Origin of the sequence: Yoonia sp. 208BN28-4 (assembly GCF_037543925.1) — a bacterium.
Taxonomy (GTDB): Bacteria; Pseudomonadota; Alphaproteobacteria; order Rhodobacterales; family Rhodobacteraceae; genus Yoonia.
The window spans coordinates 389019-406621 of the sequence record NZ_JBBIFY010000002.1; the positions used below are offsets into that span (position 1 = coordinate 389019).

The following is a 17603-nucleotide window of genomic DNA, read 5'->3' on the forward strand; positions in this document are numbered from 1 at the left end:
ATTGTGGCAAATTGTGCCGCTTTTAGGGGGCGTGGGCAGGCGGGTCAAGGCCAGAACAGCACAGCAGCGTGGCCTTGCAAACAAGGGAATTGACGTGGCGTTGTCGTGTGTTGTCAGCCTTGGTGCGGCACACTATGGTGCCCGCCTGATATGAGGTCATGAACGGGGAAATTCATGGACATGCGCGACCGGGTCAATGCGGCCCTGAAAGACGCAATGAAGGCCAAGGAAGCAGACCGTCTGTCGACGCTGCGCCTGATCAATGCCGCCATCAAGGATCGCGATATTGCACTGCGCGGCACCGAGGATGAGGCAAAAGGCTGCGAAAACAGTGACGTGCTGGCCATTCTGGGACGGATGGTCAAGCAACGTCAGGAAAGCGCACGCGCCTACGAAGAGGGCGGGCGTCTTGAACTGGCGGAAAAGGAACTGGCCGAGATCAAGATCATCGAGGAGTTTCTGCCAAAGCAGTTGACGGCCGAGGAAACCGAAAAAGCCGTTGATGCGGCGATTGCCGATGTGGGTGCTGACAGCATCCGCGACATGGGTAAGGTCATGGGCGCGCTGAAAGGCAAATATACCGGCCAGATGGATTTCGGTAAGGTCGGCCCGATGGTGAAGAACCGTTTGGGATAAGCCGCCGGTCTGGCGCGCGCGTGCCGCGACGCCCCTCCCGCCGTCCCGCATCATTGCGGCAAGCGTACATTCGGCAGGTAAGACACAAAGAAGCGCGGCTGATGGAACGTCAGCCGCGCTTTTGCTGTTGGGCCAGACGTAACAATCAGGGAGCACACCGATGAAAGCGCAATCCAAAGCCCAACAACAGGCCGCAGGCGCAGCCCTGTCAGCCAAGCGCGGTGACACCAATGTCAGCGAGCTTGAGGGCGCATCCAAGGATATGTACGACAGCATGTCCGAGGACGAGCTGGAAGAGATGGCAAGCACGTCACACGACGAAATCGATTAGGGATGCAGCGCGGCCTTCAGTTCGTCGTAGAGGGCCAACCGTTCAGCCGCGTCCAGAAACCGGCCCAATTCCACTTCGCGGTCGCCACCGCGCAGTGTGATGTAATTCTCCACCGGTCCGTCTTTAGGGTGCAAGTGTACCGTGACCCAATAGCGGTTTGCCTCCCACTCTTGCGCGGGGCCTTTGGGGTTGTGGCGGGTCAGATGGGCCGTGTCTGCGGTGACGGTCAGTTCTTCCAATACCTCGCCGCGTTTGTAGCTGACGCCTAGGGCAAACCAGACTCCCCAGAGGGCCAGCGCGAAAAATGGCAAAAGCCCCCACAATACGGGCGATCCGATGACCGCCAGCAATGGCAATGCGATCAAGGCCACGGTGGCCCCCATGAAGATGACGAAATCCTTACGCAGCAGCGATCTGTACGGCCAGAGGCTCAGCTGCCAATCAGGCGTGTCATGCGGCGGGGCGGGGGACCATTCGTAGGGCATGCGAAAGAGTTAGCGCGGTGGCGTTACGTTTTCCATGCGACGGACTGTCATTGTGGTAGCCGCAAGGACTACGACCTAACCCAGTTTCTCGCGCAGACGTTTCAGCCCGGTTGCGGCAGTTGCCGCGTGGCCCGCTTCTTGCAAAACCAGTAGCCCTTCGAACTGGGTCAGAACAAACGGGGCATCTTCGGGATCGGTCAGGTGTGCTGCAGTCCAATCCAGAAATCCTGTGACAATCTGGTCCGCGACATTTGCCTTGGCGCCGCCCTCGCGGGATGCGATGGCGACCAGTTCCAGCCAGATCCGCATGGTCGGGCGCATCGTTTCGGACTGGGCGGCTTGCCACAAATTCTCAAGCAATGCGCCAGCCGATCGTGATCGCTGGTCGGTCAAAAGCGCCGTCAGGTCGTGGGCCATGCGATCGGCGATATAGTGCAGGACATCGTCGACCAAAGCCTCCTTCGAGCCGAAGTGATAGATCAGCATCCGGTCGCTTGTGCCCGCAGCTTTGGCCAGCGGGCGCAGGCTGGCCGTTTGCAGCCCGTGTGCCAGCACATGGTCCGACAGGCTTTGCAACAGCGCGTCTGTGGTCAATGCCATGTTGAAATCCCCACACTTGTAGCGGTCGCTACGTTTTGATATGTGTAGCGGGTGCTACATATATGAGAGGAGCGCGGTATGACAAAATCAGAAACAGGTCGCATGGTGGCCTATGGCGTTGCAGGTTGGTTTGTTGCGGCGATGATTATCCGGGGGCTTGGGCCGCATATGTTTAATCAGGCCCTACTGCATTTGGCGATGCTTGTCATCGCTGCGGTGATCGCGTGGCCAACGGTGCGCATTGCCGAGATGATGCTGGATGACCAACAGAGCGCAGGGATGCTTGCGCCCATCGCGGTATTCACGGCGACAGCCACAGTCATCGACGGGATCGCCCTGTCATTTGCGCCTTGGATCTACGGCGACATCGGACTTCATACGGGATTTGCAGGGGGCACCATCCTGTTTGGGGTTGGTGCGCTGCTGATTGTAGGGATGATCGCGGATAGTCGCAGAGCCTGAACAAAAAAGGCCCCGCCGGAGTGGCGGGGCCTTTTTAATGTCGTGTCGCAGCGCCTTAGTGCGCGTGTTGCTTGTCCCAATCGGACTGCTTTGGCAGCTGCTCGAATGTGTGCTCTGGCGGTGGGGACGGCAGTGTCCACTCCAGCGTGTCGGCATACTCGTTCCACGGGTTCGCCTCGGTCACGCGGCGACCAGCGAAGAGGGTGTAGAACAATACACCGATGAAGAACACGAAGCTGGCGAAGGACAGGAAGGCGCCCCAGCTGCTGACGTAGTTCCAGTAGGCAAATGCCTCTGGGTAGTCGATGTAGCGGCGTGGCATACCCTGACGACCCAGGAAGTGCTGTGGGAAGAATGTAATGTTCGCACCGATGAACATCATCCAGAAGTGCAGCTTACCAGCCCACTCGGGGTACATCTTGCCCGACATCTTTGGCAGGTAGAAGTAGATACCCGCAAAGATACAGAACACAGCTCCCAGCGACATCACGTAGTGGAAGTGCGCCACAACGTAGTATGTGTCGTGATATGCGCGGTCCACACCGGCCTGAGAGAGCACGATGCCGGTCACACCACCCACGGTGAACAGGAACAAGAAGCCCATCGCCCACAGCATCGGTGTTTTGAACTCGACCGAGCCGCCCCACATAGTGGCGATCCAGCTGAAGATCTTCACACCCGTCGGCACGGCGATCACCATCGTGGCCAACATGAAGTAGGACTGCTGGGTCAGCGACATACCCACGGTGTACATGTGGTGCGCCCAAACGACGAAGCCCAATGCACCGATGGCGACCATCGCGTAGACCATTGGCAGGTAGCCAAAGATCGGCTTTTTGGAGAACGTCGCGATGACGTGGCTCACGATACCAAAGCCCGGCACAATGATGATGTACACTTCGGGGTGACCGAAGAACCACAGGATGTGCTGGTAAAGGATCGGGTCACCGCCGCCTTCAGGCTGGAAGAACGTGGTGCCAAAGTTGCGGTCTGTCAGCAGCATCGTGATCGCACCGGCCAGAACGGGCAGGGCGAGCAGGATCAACCAAGCAGTCACAAAGATCGACCACGAGAACAGCGGCACCTTGTGCAGCGTCATGCCGGGGGCGCGCATGTTCAGGAAGGTTGTGATCATGTTGATCGCACCAAGGATCGACGAGGCACCCGACAGGTGCACCGCAAAGATCGCAAGGTCCATCGACATGCCAGCCTCGGACGTGGAGAGCGGCGGATAAAGCACCCAACCCACACCGGAGCCAAGCTGACCGTTGCCACCTGGCGCCAGCATGGATGCAACACCCAGCGAGGAGCCGGCCACATACATCCAGAACGACAGGTTGTTCATCCGTGGGAACGCCATATCCGGCGCGCCGATCTGCAAAGGCATGAAATAGTTACCAAAACCACCGAACAGGGCGGGAATGACGACGAAGAACATCATCAGAACGCCGTGATAGGTGATCATCACGTTCCAAAGGTGGCCGTTTGGCGTACATTCGGCACCGGCGTCAGCAATGAAACGTGCGCCTTCAAGGCACATGTACTGCACACCGGGGTTCATCAGCTCTAGACGCATGTAGACGGTGAAGGCAACTGAGACGAAACCCAGTGCACCGGCTACAAACAAGTAGAGGATGCCGATATCTTTGTGGTTGGTGGACATGAACCAGCGGGTAAAGAACCCGCGTTCGTCATGATGGTCTTGGCCGTGAATGGCGGCGTCTGCCATGTGGCTCTCCCTCGGTTTGGCTACTCGGAACGGGGGCGTGAATCGCACTGCACCCCGCGTTTGGCCCCGTTCTAGTCACTTGTTCTTATACAAGCAATAAAGGATGCCCCGTCACGGGTGGGTAAAATTGGCGCAGCCGCATCAAAGGGGCATTGTCAAAGTGCTTGACTTAGTTCGATATCAAACAATATATGTTCGACATCGAACTATATGGAGATGTGACAATGGAACGACGTGGATTTCTCAAATTGGTGGGCGGTGGTGTGGTGCTGGCCGCAGCCGGATTGGCCTATAACGCGCAGCGGTTTCCTGATGCTGCCATAGCTCCTTGGGCAGACGCGGGGCAGGGACATGACGATCCGCGTCTGCACGCGCTGTCCTATGCCATTCTGGCGCCAAACCCGCACAACCGTCAGCCGTGGATGGCAAAGCTTGAAGGCGATGATGCGCTGACCTTGCATGTCGATCCTGACCGGCTGTTGCCGCACACCGATCCGTTCAATCGCCAGATCACGATCGGGCTGGGCTGTTTTCTTGAATTGTTGCGCATGGCCGCGGCTGAACAAGGGCAGGCCGTTGAGATAACGCCGTTTCCCGAAGGTGGTGATGCCGCAGCCCTCGACGGTCGGCCTGTCGCGCGTGTGGTGTTTGACGGTGCTGCCACCGCTGATCCGCTTTTTGCCCATTACCACGATAGACGCTCCCTGAAAGAGCCGTTTGACACCACCCGCACCGTGCCGGATGCGGCGCTGGCGGCCATCATCGCCGCTGCGCAATCGGTTCCGGCGGGCGGCAGCATCGCGGAAAACGACATTGCGTTCTGGCGACAACTGACCCGTGACGCTTTGCTGGTCGAGATCGAAACGCCACGGATCTACAAAGAGAGCGTGGACCTGTTCCGCTTCGGCAAGGCAGAGGTAAACGCTAACCCCGACGGGATCGACTTTACCGGCCCGCTGTTCCAGACGCTGACAACATTCGGCTTGATGACGCGAGAGGCCGCTTTGGACACGTCATCGACGATGTACACCCAAGGCATCGACGCGGTTCTGGCCAATACCGACACCGCGATGGGGCATGTCTGGCTGGTCAGCGCAACAAACTCCCGCGCCGATCAAATCCGCACCGGCGCCGACTGGCTCCGGATGAACCTTGCCGCGACGGCGCAGGGCATCGGTTTTCAGCCGCTTAGTCAGGCACTACAGGAATATCCAGAAATGTCAGCTTATTACGATGAGACCCATGCGCGGCTTGCGCCCGATGGCGGGACGGTTCAAATGCTCTCGCGGATTGGCTATGGTCCGCAAGTGCCTGTCAGCCCGCGCTGGCCATTGGAGGCAAAACTGATGTCTTGAAGGGGCTTTGATGGATCAGGCAACGCAGCTTTTTTCCCTTTTCCGCGAGATCGGGATCATTCAGCAGCTTTCAGGCACGATGTTTGCCCGCAGGTTGCCTGACGGGCTGCATCCATCGCATTTTGCGCTCTTGTCGAACCTGATCCGGCTGGGGGACGGCAAAACGCCGCAAGCGCTGGCCTCGGCCTTTCAGGTGCCGAAAGCCACGATGACAAACACACTGTCTGTGCTGGGCGGGCTTGGGCTGATTGATGTGCGCCCCAATCCTGATGACAAACGCTCAAAACTGGTCTTTGCAACCGATGCGGGGCGTGCGTTCCACGATGACGCGGTGGCAGGGATGGGGCCGGTCATGGCTGACTTATTTCCGCTTATTCGAGACGTCGATGTCGAAGCGGCACTGACCGAGCTGCAAAAGTTGCGCGTGATCCTTGATAATAATCGTGACATATAGGTCATAATCGTTGACATAAATCGCGTCGCCGCACAGGATATCCCCAACAGGGGAGGATCGTATGGATTGGCAACAGGTCTTTGCGACACGCAATAGCCGGATGAAAGCATCCGAGATTCGTGAATTGCTCAAGCTGTTGGATCAGCCGGACATTATATCATTCGCCGGTGGCATTCCTGATCCCGCGCTGTTTCCCAAAGATGATTTCCAGGCAGCGTTTTCGGATATTTTCACGTCAGATCAATCTGATACGGCGCTGCAATATTCAGTTAGCGAAGGCTACAAACCGCTGCGCGACTGGATCGCAGTGCAAATGGCGGATCTTGGCGTGCCGTGTGATGTGGACAACGTGCTGATCACATCAGGGTCGCAACAGGCGCTGGATTATCTGGGGAAATTGCTGATTTCGCCGCGCGACACGATGCTGATCGGTTGGCCCACATACCTGGGCGCATTGGGCGCGTTCAACGCCTACGAACCGACCTATGACAAGCTGGTCCCGTTCGGGAACCGGACCGCAAGTGACTATGCTCAAGCGGCCACGGACGCAGGCGGTCAGGTGAAGGCGGCTTATGCGTCGGTCGATTTCGCCAACCCCACAGGCGAAACGCTGGACCGCGCCGCACGCGAGCGGATCTTGGCGCTGGCCGATGATCTGGACATCGCCGTGATCGAGGATGCAGCCTATCAGGCGCTCCGCTTTGACGGGGAGGCCATCCCGCCGATCCTTGCACTCGAAGTCGCGCGCAAAGGTGATATCGAGGCGTGCCGCACGATCTATTGTGGCAGCTTTTCAAAAACCTTGGCGCCCGGCCTGCGTGTCGGATTTGTCGTGGCGGCAAAGCCGGTCATTGCGCAGATGGTGCTGCTGAAACAAGCGTCTGACTTGCACACGCCCACACTGAACCAGATCGCGGTTGAGCGGATCGTGCGCGACGGGTTTGCAGATCAGGTGGCAAAGATCAAAAAGGTTTATGGTGCGCGACGTGATGCGATGCTGGCAGCCTTGGAAGCAGAAATGCCCAAGGACGTGCAGTGGACCCGCCCCGAAGGCGGCATGTTTGTCTGGCTGACATTGCCTGATCACCTGGACGGTGCCGCGCTTTTGGCGCAATCGCTGGAAAGCGAACGGGTCGCCTTTGTGCCGGGTTCTGCGTTCTTTGCCGACGGGTCGGGCCGTAACTCTATCCGGCTGAGCTTTTCCCGCGCCGATGAGGCGACCATCGCCGAGGGAATCAAACGGCTGGGCGCTTTGCTGCGGCGGACTGGCTGATCAGGCAGGTGTTTTGAAAACGGTCCCGAACGTGGATTTCAACGCCATATCAAGATCGTCCATCGTGACGGGCAGCCCCAAATCGACGAGCGATGTGACCCCATGATTGGAAATGCCGCAGGGCACGATGCCGTCAAAATGTGTCAGGTCGGGCTCCACATTGATCGAAATACCGTGAAAAGACACCCATTTACGCAAGCGGATACCGATTGCGGCGATCTTGTCTTCTGCGACTGATCCATCGGGCATCAAGGGTTTGTCAGGGCGGTTGACCCAAACACCCACGCGCCCTTCACGAATCGTCCCATCGACGTTGAACTCGGCAAGCGTGGCGATGACCCACGCCTCAAGTTCTTGCACAAAGCGGCGCACGTCACGGCCGCGTTTGCCCACGTCGAGCATCACGTAAATCACCCGCTGTCCCGGCCCGTGATAGGTGTATTGCCCGCCGCGCCGCGCCTCGAACACCGGAAAACGGTCGGGATCGGTCAGGTCCTCGCGCTTGGCCGAGGTGCCGGACGTATAAAGCGGAGGATGCTCTAACAGCCAGATCAGCTCATGCGCTTCACCTGCGGCGATGGCGTCGGCGCGGGCTTCCATTTCGGCAAGCGCGACGGTGTAGTCGGTCAAACCTTTGGACGTGCGCCATTCAACAGTCATGACAGGGCCTTATCAGAGTGCGCACTGGATAGACCACAGCGCAATCAGGCTGGCAAGACGGGTGCTGAATGTCTTGAACAAGGCCCGAAGACTTCATCTCTGTCAGGCGGGATCAAACAACCGTATTTGAGTTACGATTGACCTCTTGCGCAGGGCAGGGGCATTGTCTAAAGACGCGCCATACCAAGCTTATGATTTTGCGGTCGTGGCGGAATTGGTAGACGCGCAGCGTTGAGGTCGCTGTTCTGTAACAAGAGTGGGGGTTCGAGTCCCCCCGACCGCACCATCCCCCCCGATAGCAGTGATGAAAAAACGCCCGTCGCAAGGACAGGCGTTTGCAATTGCGCTTAGCGCGCGATGGACCGCGCGATGGTTTCCGATAGCTCCATCAGGGCAGCCGCCTGCGCCTGTGGCACAGCGTTCAAACCCTCACCAACAAGCGGACGCGCGATGTCAAAGCTGCGTGCGCGGTTGGGGAAATCGATCCCGTCGCCACCCACAAAGAACTGACCACGCAGGCGGAAAATCCCGTCAGCACCGGCCAGCATTTCGGACACGCGCACCTCGATCGACACGTCAGGCAAGCCGACAAACGGCCAAGGATCAGGGCCGATGGTGGCGTTCAGGATACCGTTCATGTTGCGCGTAATCAAAAGCGTCACGGCCCGTTCTGGATCGTCGGCCCAGAGGATCGCGCTATCAGAGGAAATGAACCCCTCCGGCGTCTCGAATGCGAATTCTTCTGACGCCGCATAGGTTGGCAGCGACACCGTGCGCACCATCGCAGAGCTGACCAAGGCGCGCAGTTGCAGGTCTGACGTGATCTGCGCCATGTCGATCCGGTTGGTGGGGCCGGAGCAGGCCGCAAGCAGGGCAGTTGCCGCGACAATAAGTGTGGTTCTGAACATGTCTTAGCGTCCTGTCAAAAGTGAGTTGGGATTGCGCTGGATCGCGCGGGCAAGGGATGACACCGCATCGGCGGCGGCCTGAATGTCACGCAGGGTGGCCAGCGTTTCGGCGTTGAACCGCCCGCGTTCGCCAAAGTTCTCAAGCACGTCACCGGTCTGGATCGCCAGCGCATTGGCGCGTTGGGTCAGACCGGGCAGCGATGCCGCTGCACGTTCGATGGCCTGTGCAGCCTGATTGGCCGAGTTGAGCGCCGCATTCACGTTCTGCACGGCGCCGCCCTCGCGCACATCGGCCAGCACACCGCGCATTTCATCAAGTGCGGCAGATAGCGACGCGGGCAGTTCTGCAGCTTGCGTATCAGCGACGAGCGCTTCAATAGCGTCCAGCGTGCTTTCGGTTTGCGCAACAAGGCTGTCGATCTCGACACCGTTGGCCTTGGCCACCAGCGCCTCGATTTCGGCGGTGATTTGCGGCAGGTTTTCTAAAGCGGTATCGATGTTGGCCAGCAGGTCAGACGCTTGCTGCGACAGTTCCGGCAAATCCGACACGGCCCCTTCAACGGCGCTGGCCGCTTCATTGGCTGACGCAAGCGCCGCATTCAGGTTGTCGGCGGCACCACCTTCGCGGAAATCGGCGACAAGGCCGCGGATTTCATCCAGCGCCGTGTTGACCGATCCGGGCAGGGCGTTGGTTTCTTCGCTGCCCACCAAACCGTCGATGGACGACAGGGTTTGCGATGTCTGGTTGACCAGCGCCTCAAGTTCCAGCGCGTTGGCCTTGGCAGCAAGCGCCTCAACCTCGGCCATGATCGCGGGCAGGTTCGCGGTGCCAGTGTCGATGTTGGCGACAGCAGTGTTCGCTGTCTCGATCGCATCAGCAAGACGACCCACCAGATTGTTTTCAGTGGCTTGTGTGGCGATGTTGTTGAAATTGGCAATCGCATCATCAAGCTGGGTCAGTACCGCCTGCACGTCGGCGGGCACGGACTGGATTGCCTCGGATGCGATCAGGCCACGCACGTCTTGCAGCAGGCCCAGCACCTCGTCGGGGGCTGATTGCAGGCCTTCGCTTGCGATCAGGTTTTCGGCGCTGTCCATCAGGTCAATGGCGCTTTGCATCACCTCTTCCACGGGCAGGTCGCTGACGCGCTGTAACAAGCCTTCGGCAGTGGCGCCGCGTTCGGCGATGTTTGAATCGGTGGATGGCAAAAGCGGCAGTTCGCCTTCGGTATAGGTGATCTGCGCATCCGGCACATCCGCCACACGGACCAGTTCGACGATCAGGTTTTGCGACAACAGGCCAGAGGTGGCCAGACGTGCGCGCACACCTTGGGCCACGAAATCCTCAAGCAGCGCCAGACCTTCTTCGCTGGTGGAATCCGCTTGCATGCCAAGACGGTCGGTTTCGATGGAAAGGATCGTCCGCAGTTGCACATCGGCCCCGTCCGCGCTTTCGATCACACGGGCATTCAGGGCCGTCACACGTCCCACGCGGATACCACGGTAGCGCACGTCGGCACCGATATTCAGGCCGCTGACCGTTTCGTCAAAATAGACGGCCACATCCAGCGTTTCACGATCCGGATCGACAAACAGATTGTCGCGGGCTTCTTCCTGATTGCCAAAAATCGCAAAAGTCTGTCCATCACGGATCGGCCCGCCGCCCGATGCAAACGTGTCAAAGGCAATGCCGCCTTCGATGATCGACGCGATTGAACTGACATCAAGGCTCAGACCGGCTGCGCCAACAGATACCGAAAAGCCGGAGGTGTCCCAGAACCGCGTGGCGGTGGTGATGCGGCGATCATAGGGGGCTTCGATGAACGCCGTGGCAAGCACTTCGCGACCATTAGGGGCCAGTTCGGGCTTTTCGAGGTATCCAACCTGAATACCCTTGTGCAAAATCGGCGCGCCTGTGGCCAATGACGATCCGTCGATGGCAGTCAGAACAATCTGCGTGCCGCGCTGGCTGGCGCGCACCAGGGGCGGCTCTTCCAGACCGGTGAACATGGTCTGTGCCTGATCAGGGTCGGTGTCCCAATTGCCTTCGATGTAAACACCGCTCAAAACGGTATCGAGGCCGGAGATCCCGCGCACCGAAACGTCAGGCCGGACCACCCAGAACTGCGCGTCCTGATCAAGATAGGGGGCGATTTCCTTGTCCACACGTGCGTAGACAAGGATCACATCCAGCCCTTCAGCAAATTCGACCTTTTCAACCTCGCCCACGTTCACGTCGCGGTACTTAATCTTTGTCTCTGACGAGATGCCCGATGCGTTCTCGAAAGCGATCTCGACCAGCGTGCCCTGATCAAGGTAGTTTTGGTAGGCTACGCTAAGCGAAACAGCCAGTGCGACCAGCGGCACCAGCCAAACAAACGAAATCCGCCGCCACCAGCGCGGCTTTGCATCGCGGACGTCCAGATCGGCGGGTGAGTTTTGATCAGTCATTTGCGTGTCCTGTCGGCATCCCAGATGAGACGCGAATCAAAGCTTTGGGCGGAAAGCATGGTAAAGATGACCGACAAAGCAAAGCTGACAGCCGCAATGCCGGGATGAATGGTGGCCACGCTATCAAGCTGCACAAGCGCAGACAGGATCGCGACGACAAAGACGTCGATCATTGACCAGCGGCCAATAAATTCAACGGCTTCGTAAAGATGGTGGCGTTGGTGCATATTCAGCAGCGACCGCCGCTGCACCGAGATCGCCAGATAAGCGATGGCAATAAACTTGCCCACCGGAATGACAATCGACGCCACAAAGACAATCGTGGCAATCCCGTAGGACCCGTAGTGCAACAGTTCGACAACACCGCCGATAATGGTGCTTTCGGAGCTTTCCACCAGCGTAGCTGTCTTAAGCATCGGGTAGATGTTGGCGGGAAAGAACGCGATGATGCCCGCAATCAGATAGGCCCACACCTTTTGATTGCTGTCGCGCGCACGGCTGACCAGCCGCCCGTCACAGCGTTTGCAGCGCTGTGTGCCAAGCGCATGCACCTGCCCGCAACCGCGACAGGCCACCAGACCCGCCTCGCGGGCAGTGATCAGCCCCTCGGCGCGCGTGTGTCCAGTGCTTCCCAAATCGAATACCTACAAATCAGCTGATCCTTGAGCGCCGTGATGACGACAAGGCCGGCAAAGGCCCAGAACGCGGGCCCGAATGTGATGGTGGCAACGCCTGCCACTTTAACGAGCGCCACAGCGACGCCCACGATGAAGATTTCCGCCATCGACCAAGGCCGTAGCCGTTCGGCCAGTCGAAACGCCGAGCGCGCACCACGGCGCGGGCGGGTGCCGCTGACCAGCGGGCCGATCGCGTAGATGATGGCCATCAGGCGCATCAGCGGAATGACGATAATGAAACCCGCAACCGCAAAGGCCAATGGCAGGGCCAGCGTGTCGGAGAAGGCGAAGATCGCACTTAAGACAGAGGTGCTGTTGCCGCGTCCGGCAGCGGTCAGATCAAGAAACGGAAAGCTGATCGCGGCGATCATCAGCACGAATGCAGTGATCGCAAGGCTGAGCACTTGTGCAATCGCAGCAGGGCGGGCGGTAACCATCACGATGCCACAGCGTTTGCAATGCGCGCGGGCATTCTCTGGCAGGGTCTGGGCGGCATAAAGCGTGTCGCACTGCGGACAGGCGACAAGGTCATCCAGATTACCAAGAGGTAGGGGATCGGGCAGCGGTTTCATCCTTGGATCAAGCCGCCCGGCAGATGGACGACTCGTTGCCTGACACTACATTTTGCGGCCACCTGATACCAGACGCATAATTGCCGCCAGACGTTAGACCTGACCCGCAGCTCCGAATGTCACGTCGCAGGGCAGCACGTGATCGACGACGCGCTGCGCGTTTGGGATGTCGTTGCTCTCGGCCCGTCGCGTGGCCGCTGCGCGTGACAGGTTGTGGCTTAACCAGCGCTGGATCAGACGCGCCCGCAGTTCGGGCATCGGCACATGCAGGTGCACCGTCAAATCCCAGAGCGTCTCCAGATCGGTCCACGGTGCTTCGTTCAGCATCACGTAATTGCCTTCGACAATAATGACGGGGCAGGACGCAGGAATTTCAATCGCTCCAGCCACGGACAGGTCGCGGGGGCGATCAAATGTCGGTGCGATCACTTCAAGACCGGTGCGCAGGCGTCTGATAAGATATACAAAACCGTCAGCATCAAAGGTTTCCGGCGCGCCTTTGCGATTGCGGAATCCGCGGGCGTCCAGAATACCGTTATCAAGGTGAAAGCCATCCATCGGCACCACCATGGCGGGGCATTTTTGCATATTGAGCCTGCGCGCCAGTTCTTCGGCAAGGGTCGATTTTCCGCTGCCAGGTGCGCCACTGATCGCCACGATCACGCGGTCTTGCGATTTGCGCAGGTCGTAGATGCGGTCGGACAGGGCGTTGATTTCAAGGGTCAGGTCGATCATGGCATCCTGCAAAGCTGTCGTGTTTTGCCCTAGCTATAGCGTGTTTCGCCGCCCAAGAAACAGCGATTTCGACAGATCGGCAGGGTGCTTCGTACCTGATGCGTAAAATTTGCCCGCGACATGAGGATTGAATTGTAAGTAAATGATTTTGATCAATATATATGCGTGGCATGTATCGGCGAAAATCCACCGCAGCCATAGCCTTGCAATCGTCGCTGGTGAATTGGGCAGGATACATTACATAAAGGGCGTGAAACCAGATGGCTGCCCATGACCGCTTTGATCCGAGTTTGCCTTATGCTTTACCGTGTCTGGGAAACAGCCGCGAACAAGCACCTTGGCCTGATTGCCGCTGGCGTGGCCTTTTTTGGCATGTTCGCGATCTTTCCCGGCATCACAGCGATTATCGCGATCTTTGGCCTGCTGGCTGATCCGATTATCGTGGCGGAGCAGTTGGCGCTGATGGAAGATATCATCCCGCCCGATGCCTACCGCTTGTTTCAGGCGCAGATCACCGGATTATTGGTTGCGGGCAAACAAACGCTTGGCTTTGCAACAGGCGTTTCCATTCTGCTTGCGGTCTGGGCATCGCGAGCAGGGGTGGCGGCTCTTATCGGCGGGTTGAACGCGATTGAAGGCATGCCGAACCGCAACGGGTTCAAGCAGGTTCTGGTGGCCCTGATGCTGACGATATCGCTTGTTGTGCTGGCGATTGTCGCGCTGGGTGCCGTTGTGATCATGCCCATCATTCTGGCCTTCGTGCCCTTGGCCAACAGCACCGCGTGGTTGCTTGAGGGGGTGCGCTGGCTCCTTGCGTTGTCGGTGCTTTTTGCCGGGCTCAGCATTCTCTACCGCTTTGGCCCGAACATGCGGCCAGAACGTCGACCATGGGTCACGCTGGGTGCTGCGATTGTCATTGTCCTGTGGATCGCCGCATCTGTCGGGCTGTCATTCTACCTGACGAATTTCGCCAGTTATAATGAGGTCTATGGATCGCTTGGCGCGGTGATCGGCCTGCTGCTTTGGCTTTATATTTCAGCCTATCTAATCATGCTTGGCGCGGTGTTGAACGCCCAAATCTACGGCAAAAGCCCCGAGGCAATTGACCTTGCAGACGATGACGCGGTTCTTCCCGATGCCCATAACCAGACAAAAGAGGCATGAATAAGGCGTAAAAAGGGGGAAAACTGTGACATTTTTCCACTAGTTTTCGCGATTCATCCCAGATACGGTAGCCGCAATCAAAACAAGCACACGCCAAAAATGAGCGGTGCATTTCGAGGCGGAGCAGTATTATGTCAACGATTGATTTCGTTGTCCGCGATGACGCGGGCGCAATCCAACGTGGCTCATTGGCGGGTGCCGATGGGTCTTCTATTGTTGTGGCGCAGGGGCAGGATGTTTCCCTGAACCTGCAACGCGGTAACATTCTTTCTTATGTCCGTCAGGGGCAGGCGCTTCAGGTCACCTTGGTGGATGGCCAGGTGCTGACCTTGCAGGGGTTCTTTACGCCAGAAGGCGACCAGCTTGCTGATCTGTTCATCTCCGCGAACGGTGCACTGTCGGTCGTTGATCTGACAGCCGGTGACGGCAATCTGCTTTATGCACAGTATGTCGACGGTGACGGCTTTGGTAAGTGGTCGCCTGACGATGATCTTTACTTTGTGCGCGGCTCTGACGTTGTGGTTGCGGGTGTCGAGCCTGCTGACGGCGCAGAGGCTGGCATGCTTGGCACTGCTCTTCTGGGCGGTATCGGCGGTCTTGGTCTGCCAGCAGGTGCGGCGGCTGCCGGTCTGGGCAGCGCACTGCTGCTGACAGGCGGCGGTGGCGAGGACAACGGCGGCGAAGATGGCGGCGTTGATAATGGCGGCGGCGACGGCGACACCACACCCCCGGTTGTTGCGATCACCGAAGGCACCGAGAGCGCTGACCACGTGGTCAATGCTGACGATCACGCCGATGGCGTTGAAATCGGTGGCACCGGCACGCCCGGCGGCACAGTGACCGTTGTGGTTGAGGGCAACGAAGAAGAAACAACAGTTGGCGACGACGGCACATGGGAAGTCACCTTCCCGCCAGAGGACGTGCCAGGTGGCGAACGTGAAGTTGATGTCACTGTCACGATTGAGACAGATGACGGCACAGCGACAACAACCGACACCGTGATCATCGACACAGTCACAACTGTGACCTTTGAAAATGAAATCGTTGAAACAGACGGCACAATCAATCTGGTTGAAGAGTCCGACGGCTTTACTCTGACCGGCACCAACGAGGCTGGCGCAACTGTTGTTGTGACCATTGACGGCACAGATTACGATGCAGTGGTCGACGGCACTGGCTGGACACTGAACGTTGGCAGCGGCGTGATCGCTGGTGGTGAATACGATCTGAACGTTATCGTGACGGCGACAGACGGCTACAGCAACACAGCCACGACATCGGGGATCGTACACGTCGATACCGTGACGGACGTCACTGTCGATACTTCCGCGGCGGGCGGAAATGGTACGGTCAATCTTGTCGAATATCCCGACGGTTTCCTTGTATCCGGCACGGCGGAAGTTGGTGCGACGGTCGTGGTCACCACTAACATGGGTGGTGAACATACGGTTGTTGCGACTGACGGAACATGGTCCACCACGTTCACGTCAAGCGAACTGCCCGACGGGACCTATGATCTGGTCGTCACAGCTGTATCGACCGATATTAACATGAATACCGCAACGGCGTCTGGCACGATTGCTGTTGATACTGAACTGGACGTGACTGTCGTGACGCAGAATGCAGGCGGAAACGGTACGGTCAACGCGCAAGAGCATCCTGACGGTGTCCTGCTGTCCGGTCAGACCGAGGCAAATGCTGAAGTGACCGTCACTTTTGGCACTGGCAGTTACACCATCAACGCTGACGGCGCCGGTGCCTGGTCGCAGGTCTTCCCGGCAAGCGAAGTGCCCACCGGTCAGTTGCATGACGAAGTGGCGACCGTTCGCGCCGTGGATGCTGCCGGAAACGTTGCAACAGCGACAGGCGTCGTTGTGGTCGATACGGTGATCAATGTAGATCTCGATACAAGCGGTGTGGCGGATGACGGTATCGTCAACTTCGTGGAACGCCGCGATGATGGTTTGACGCTGTCAGGAACATCTGACGCTTTTGCCGAGATCGACGTGACTTTCAATGGTGTCTCACGCTCGACCTCTGCCGATGGCGATGGCAACTGGACCGCAAGCTGGCCCACATCCGCAATTCCGTTGGGCGAACACCCTGCCGTTGCGGTTTCTGTCCGCGCCGAGGATGCAGCCGGTAACGTCAAGACGATCCAACGCAGCGTCGAGGTTGATACCTTTGTCAATCAGCTCGAATTCGACGCGGGTGCCGACGCAGACATCGGAACCGTGAACGGGGCCGAAGCAGCGCAGGGTCTGACGATCGGCGGTGTTGTGGAGCAGGGGTCGAACCCTGTGATGGTCAGCATTGCGCGGTTGGGTAGCAGCGCTGTCATGGCAACGGAGCAGGCGACTGTCTTTGATGATGGCACCTGGAGCGTGACCTTCGATGCTGATGACATCGATCAGGGCACCTATGATGCGACAGTCACCGTGACCGCTACGGACCGTGCTGGCAACACTGACTCGATTTCAGACAACTTTGCAGTCGATACCGATCCAAACGCAGCACCTGATATCGAGGATTACACCGACAGTTCGTCCGGCGTAAAAGGCTTCTCGATGCTGACACCTGATGGTGTGGTTGATGTGGACGAGGTTCAGTTTGACGGATCGTCCGCAACCGATCAGCCGATTGGTCAGCGCAGCGACTTTGATGGTGAAACATCGATCCGCTTTACGTCCGAAAACTACGTGCAGGACGGATCGCATCTGATTGTGACAGACACCGACACGGCCGGGAACACCAACTCGACCCTGTTCGTGCTGGATGACACCGCCACCAATGACGTATCCTTCCCGATGGCAAATCTGGACGGCTACAACATCGGCGCGATTGATCTGGAACTGGCCGAGGACACCGATCTGACGATCAGCGTGGCAGACATCAAGGCGATGTCGGACAACGATGATAACCTGATCATCCACGGCGGTGTTGACGACAGTGTTACGCTGGAAGGCACAGCGACTGACACAGGCGACACGCAGGTCATCAACAGCCAGACCTATAAGGTTGTGGACCTTGGCGATGACAGCACGCTGCTGATCAACGACCAGATCCAGTTCTCGACCATCTAAGACCAACGACAAGACGACACGGGCCGGC

At 58.3% G+C, this 17603-nt stretch carries 17 protein-coding genes and 1 tRNA gene; 9 read left to right on the forward strand and 9 right to left on the reverse strand.

Annotated elements, in window-relative coordinates:
- Positions 1 to 174: 174 nt before the first annotated feature.
- Together V8J84_RS08050 and V8J84_RS08055 are read left to right on the forward strand one after the other, a co-directional pair.
- Complete coding sequence (locus V8J84_RS08050; RefSeq protein WP_339929860.1) at positions 175 to 636, forward strand: GatB/YqeY domain-containing protein; 462 nt, start codon at positions 175 to 177, stop codon at positions 634 to 636.
- A 160-nt stretch (positions 637 to 796) separates the two neighbouring features.
- Entirely contained in the window at positions 797 to 967 is a 171-nt protein-coding gene (locus V8J84_RS08055) for a DUF3008 family protein (RefSeq protein WP_339929862.1), read from the forward strand.
- Here V8J84_RS08055 and V8J84_RS08060 read toward each other — a convergent pair.
- Positions 964 to 1452 carry a DUF2244 domain-containing protein gene (locus tag V8J84_RS08060; protein ID WP_339929864.1) on the reverse strand — a complete coding sequence of 163 codons (489 nt, stop codon included), beginning with the start codon at positions 1450 to 1452 and terminating at the stop codon, positions 964 to 966. The genes V8J84_RS08055 and V8J84_RS08060 overlap by 4 nt on opposite strands.
- Positions 1453 to 1527: 75 nt before the next feature.
- Positions 1528 to 2052, reverse strand: coding sequence for a TetR/AcrR family transcriptional regulator (locus V8J84_RS08065; RefSeq protein ID WP_339929866.1), 525 nt, complete (start codon positions 2050 to 2052; stop codon positions 1528 to 1530).
- Positions 2053 to 2130: 78 nt separating this feature from the next.
- Here V8J84_RS08065 and V8J84_RS08070 point away from each other — a divergent pair, with 78 nt between their 5' ends.
- A complete protein-coding gene (locus V8J84_RS08070; protein WP_339929868.1) occupies positions 2131 to 2514 on the forward strand; it encodes a hypothetical protein in 384 nt (127 codons plus the stop codon).
- 55 nt (positions 2515 to 2569) lie between these two features.
- On the opposite strand, the gene ctaD is transcribed toward V8J84_RS08070, so the two are convergent.
- Entirely contained in the window at positions 2570 to 4243 is a 1674-nt protein-coding gene (gene ctaD, locus V8J84_RS08075; protein ID WP_339929870.1) for a cytochrome c oxidase subunit I, read from the reverse strand.
- Positions 4244 to 4467: 224 nt separating this feature from the next.
- Between ctaD and V8J84_RS08080 the strand changes: the two genes are divergently transcribed.
- The 3 genes from V8J84_RS08080 (at position 4468) to V8J84_RS08090 (ending at position 7325) form a co-directional block, all read left to right on the forward strand.
- Positions 4468 to 5598, forward strand: a complete 1131-nt coding sequence (locus V8J84_RS08080; RefSeq protein ID WP_339929872.1) for an Acg family FMN-binding oxidoreductase — start codon at positions 4468 to 4470, stop codon at positions 5596 to 5598.
- A gap of 10 nt (positions 5599 to 5608) precedes the next feature.
- On the forward strand, positions 5609 to 6052 hold the full coding sequence (locus tag V8J84_RS08085; protein WP_339929874.1) for a MarR family winged helix-turn-helix transcriptional regulator: 444 nt from the start codon (positions 5609 to 5611) through the stop codon (positions 6050 to 6052).
- A gap of 61 nt (positions 6053 to 6113) precedes the next feature.
- Positions 6114 to 7325, forward strand: coding sequence for an aminotransferase-like domain-containing protein (locus tag V8J84_RS08090; protein ID WP_339929876.1), 1212 nt, complete (start codon positions 6114 to 6116; stop codon positions 7323 to 7325).
- Here the strand turns inward: V8J84_RS08090 and lipB are convergent, their stop codons facing one another.
- Positions 7326 to 7985, reverse strand: coding sequence for a lipoyl(octanoyl) transferase LipB (gene lipB / locus V8J84_RS08095; RefSeq protein WP_339929878.1), 660 nt, complete (start codon positions 7983 to 7985; stop codon positions 7326 to 7328).
- Between the two features lie 199 nt (positions 7986 to 8184).
- Between lipB and V8J84_RS08100 the strand changes: the two genes are divergently transcribed.
- Positions 8185 to 8271: transfer RNA gene (locus V8J84_RS08100), tRNA-Leu, on the forward strand.
- 61 nt (positions 8272 to 8332) lie between these two features.
- Here the strand turns inward: V8J84_RS08100 and V8J84_RS08105 are convergent.
- From V8J84_RS08105 to V8J84_RS08125, 5 genes are all read right to left on the reverse strand, one after another.
- A complete protein-coding gene (locus V8J84_RS08105) occupies positions 8333 to 8893 on the reverse strand; it encodes a PqiC family protein (protein WP_339929880.1) in 561 nt (186 codons plus the stop codon).
- Between the two features lie 3 nt (positions 8894 to 8896).
- A complete protein-coding gene (locus V8J84_RS08110) occupies positions 8897 to 11344 on the reverse strand; it encodes a PqiB family protein (RefSeq protein ID WP_339929882.1) in 2448 nt (815 codons plus the stop codon).
- Entirely contained in the window at positions 11341 to 11979 is a 639-nt protein-coding gene (locus tag V8J84_RS08115; protein WP_339929884.1) for a paraquat-inducible protein A, read from the reverse strand. Before V8J84_RS08115 ends, V8J84_RS08110 begins: the two co-directional genes overlap by 4 nt.
- Positions 11943 to 12593, reverse strand: coding sequence for a paraquat-inducible protein A (locus V8J84_RS08120; RefSeq protein WP_339929886.1), 651 nt, complete (start codon positions 12591 to 12593; stop codon positions 11943 to 11945). The genes V8J84_RS08115 and V8J84_RS08120 overlap by 37 nt, the downstream gene beginning before the upstream one ends.
- A 93-nt stretch (positions 12594 to 12686) precedes the next feature.
- Positions 12687 to 13328, reverse strand: coding sequence for an AAA family ATPase (locus V8J84_RS08125; protein ID WP_339929888.1), 642 nt, complete (start codon positions 13326 to 13328; stop codon positions 12687 to 12689).
- A gap of 297 nt (positions 13329 to 13625) precedes the next feature.
- Between V8J84_RS08125 and V8J84_RS08130 the strand changes: the two genes are divergently transcribed.
- Together V8J84_RS08130 and V8J84_RS08135 are read left to right on the forward strand one after the other, a co-directional pair.
- Positions 13626 to 14492, forward strand: coding sequence for a YihY/virulence factor BrkB family protein (locus V8J84_RS08130; RefSeq protein ID WP_339929890.1), 867 nt, complete (start codon positions 13626 to 13628; stop codon positions 14490 to 14492).
- A gap of 131 nt (positions 14493 to 14623) precedes the next feature.
- A complete protein-coding gene (locus V8J84_RS08135) occupies positions 14624 to 17575 on the forward strand; it encodes an Ig-like domain-containing protein (RefSeq protein ID WP_339929892.1) in 2952 nt (983 codons plus the stop codon).
- The last annotated feature ends 28 nt before the right edge of the window (positions 17576 to 17603 follow it).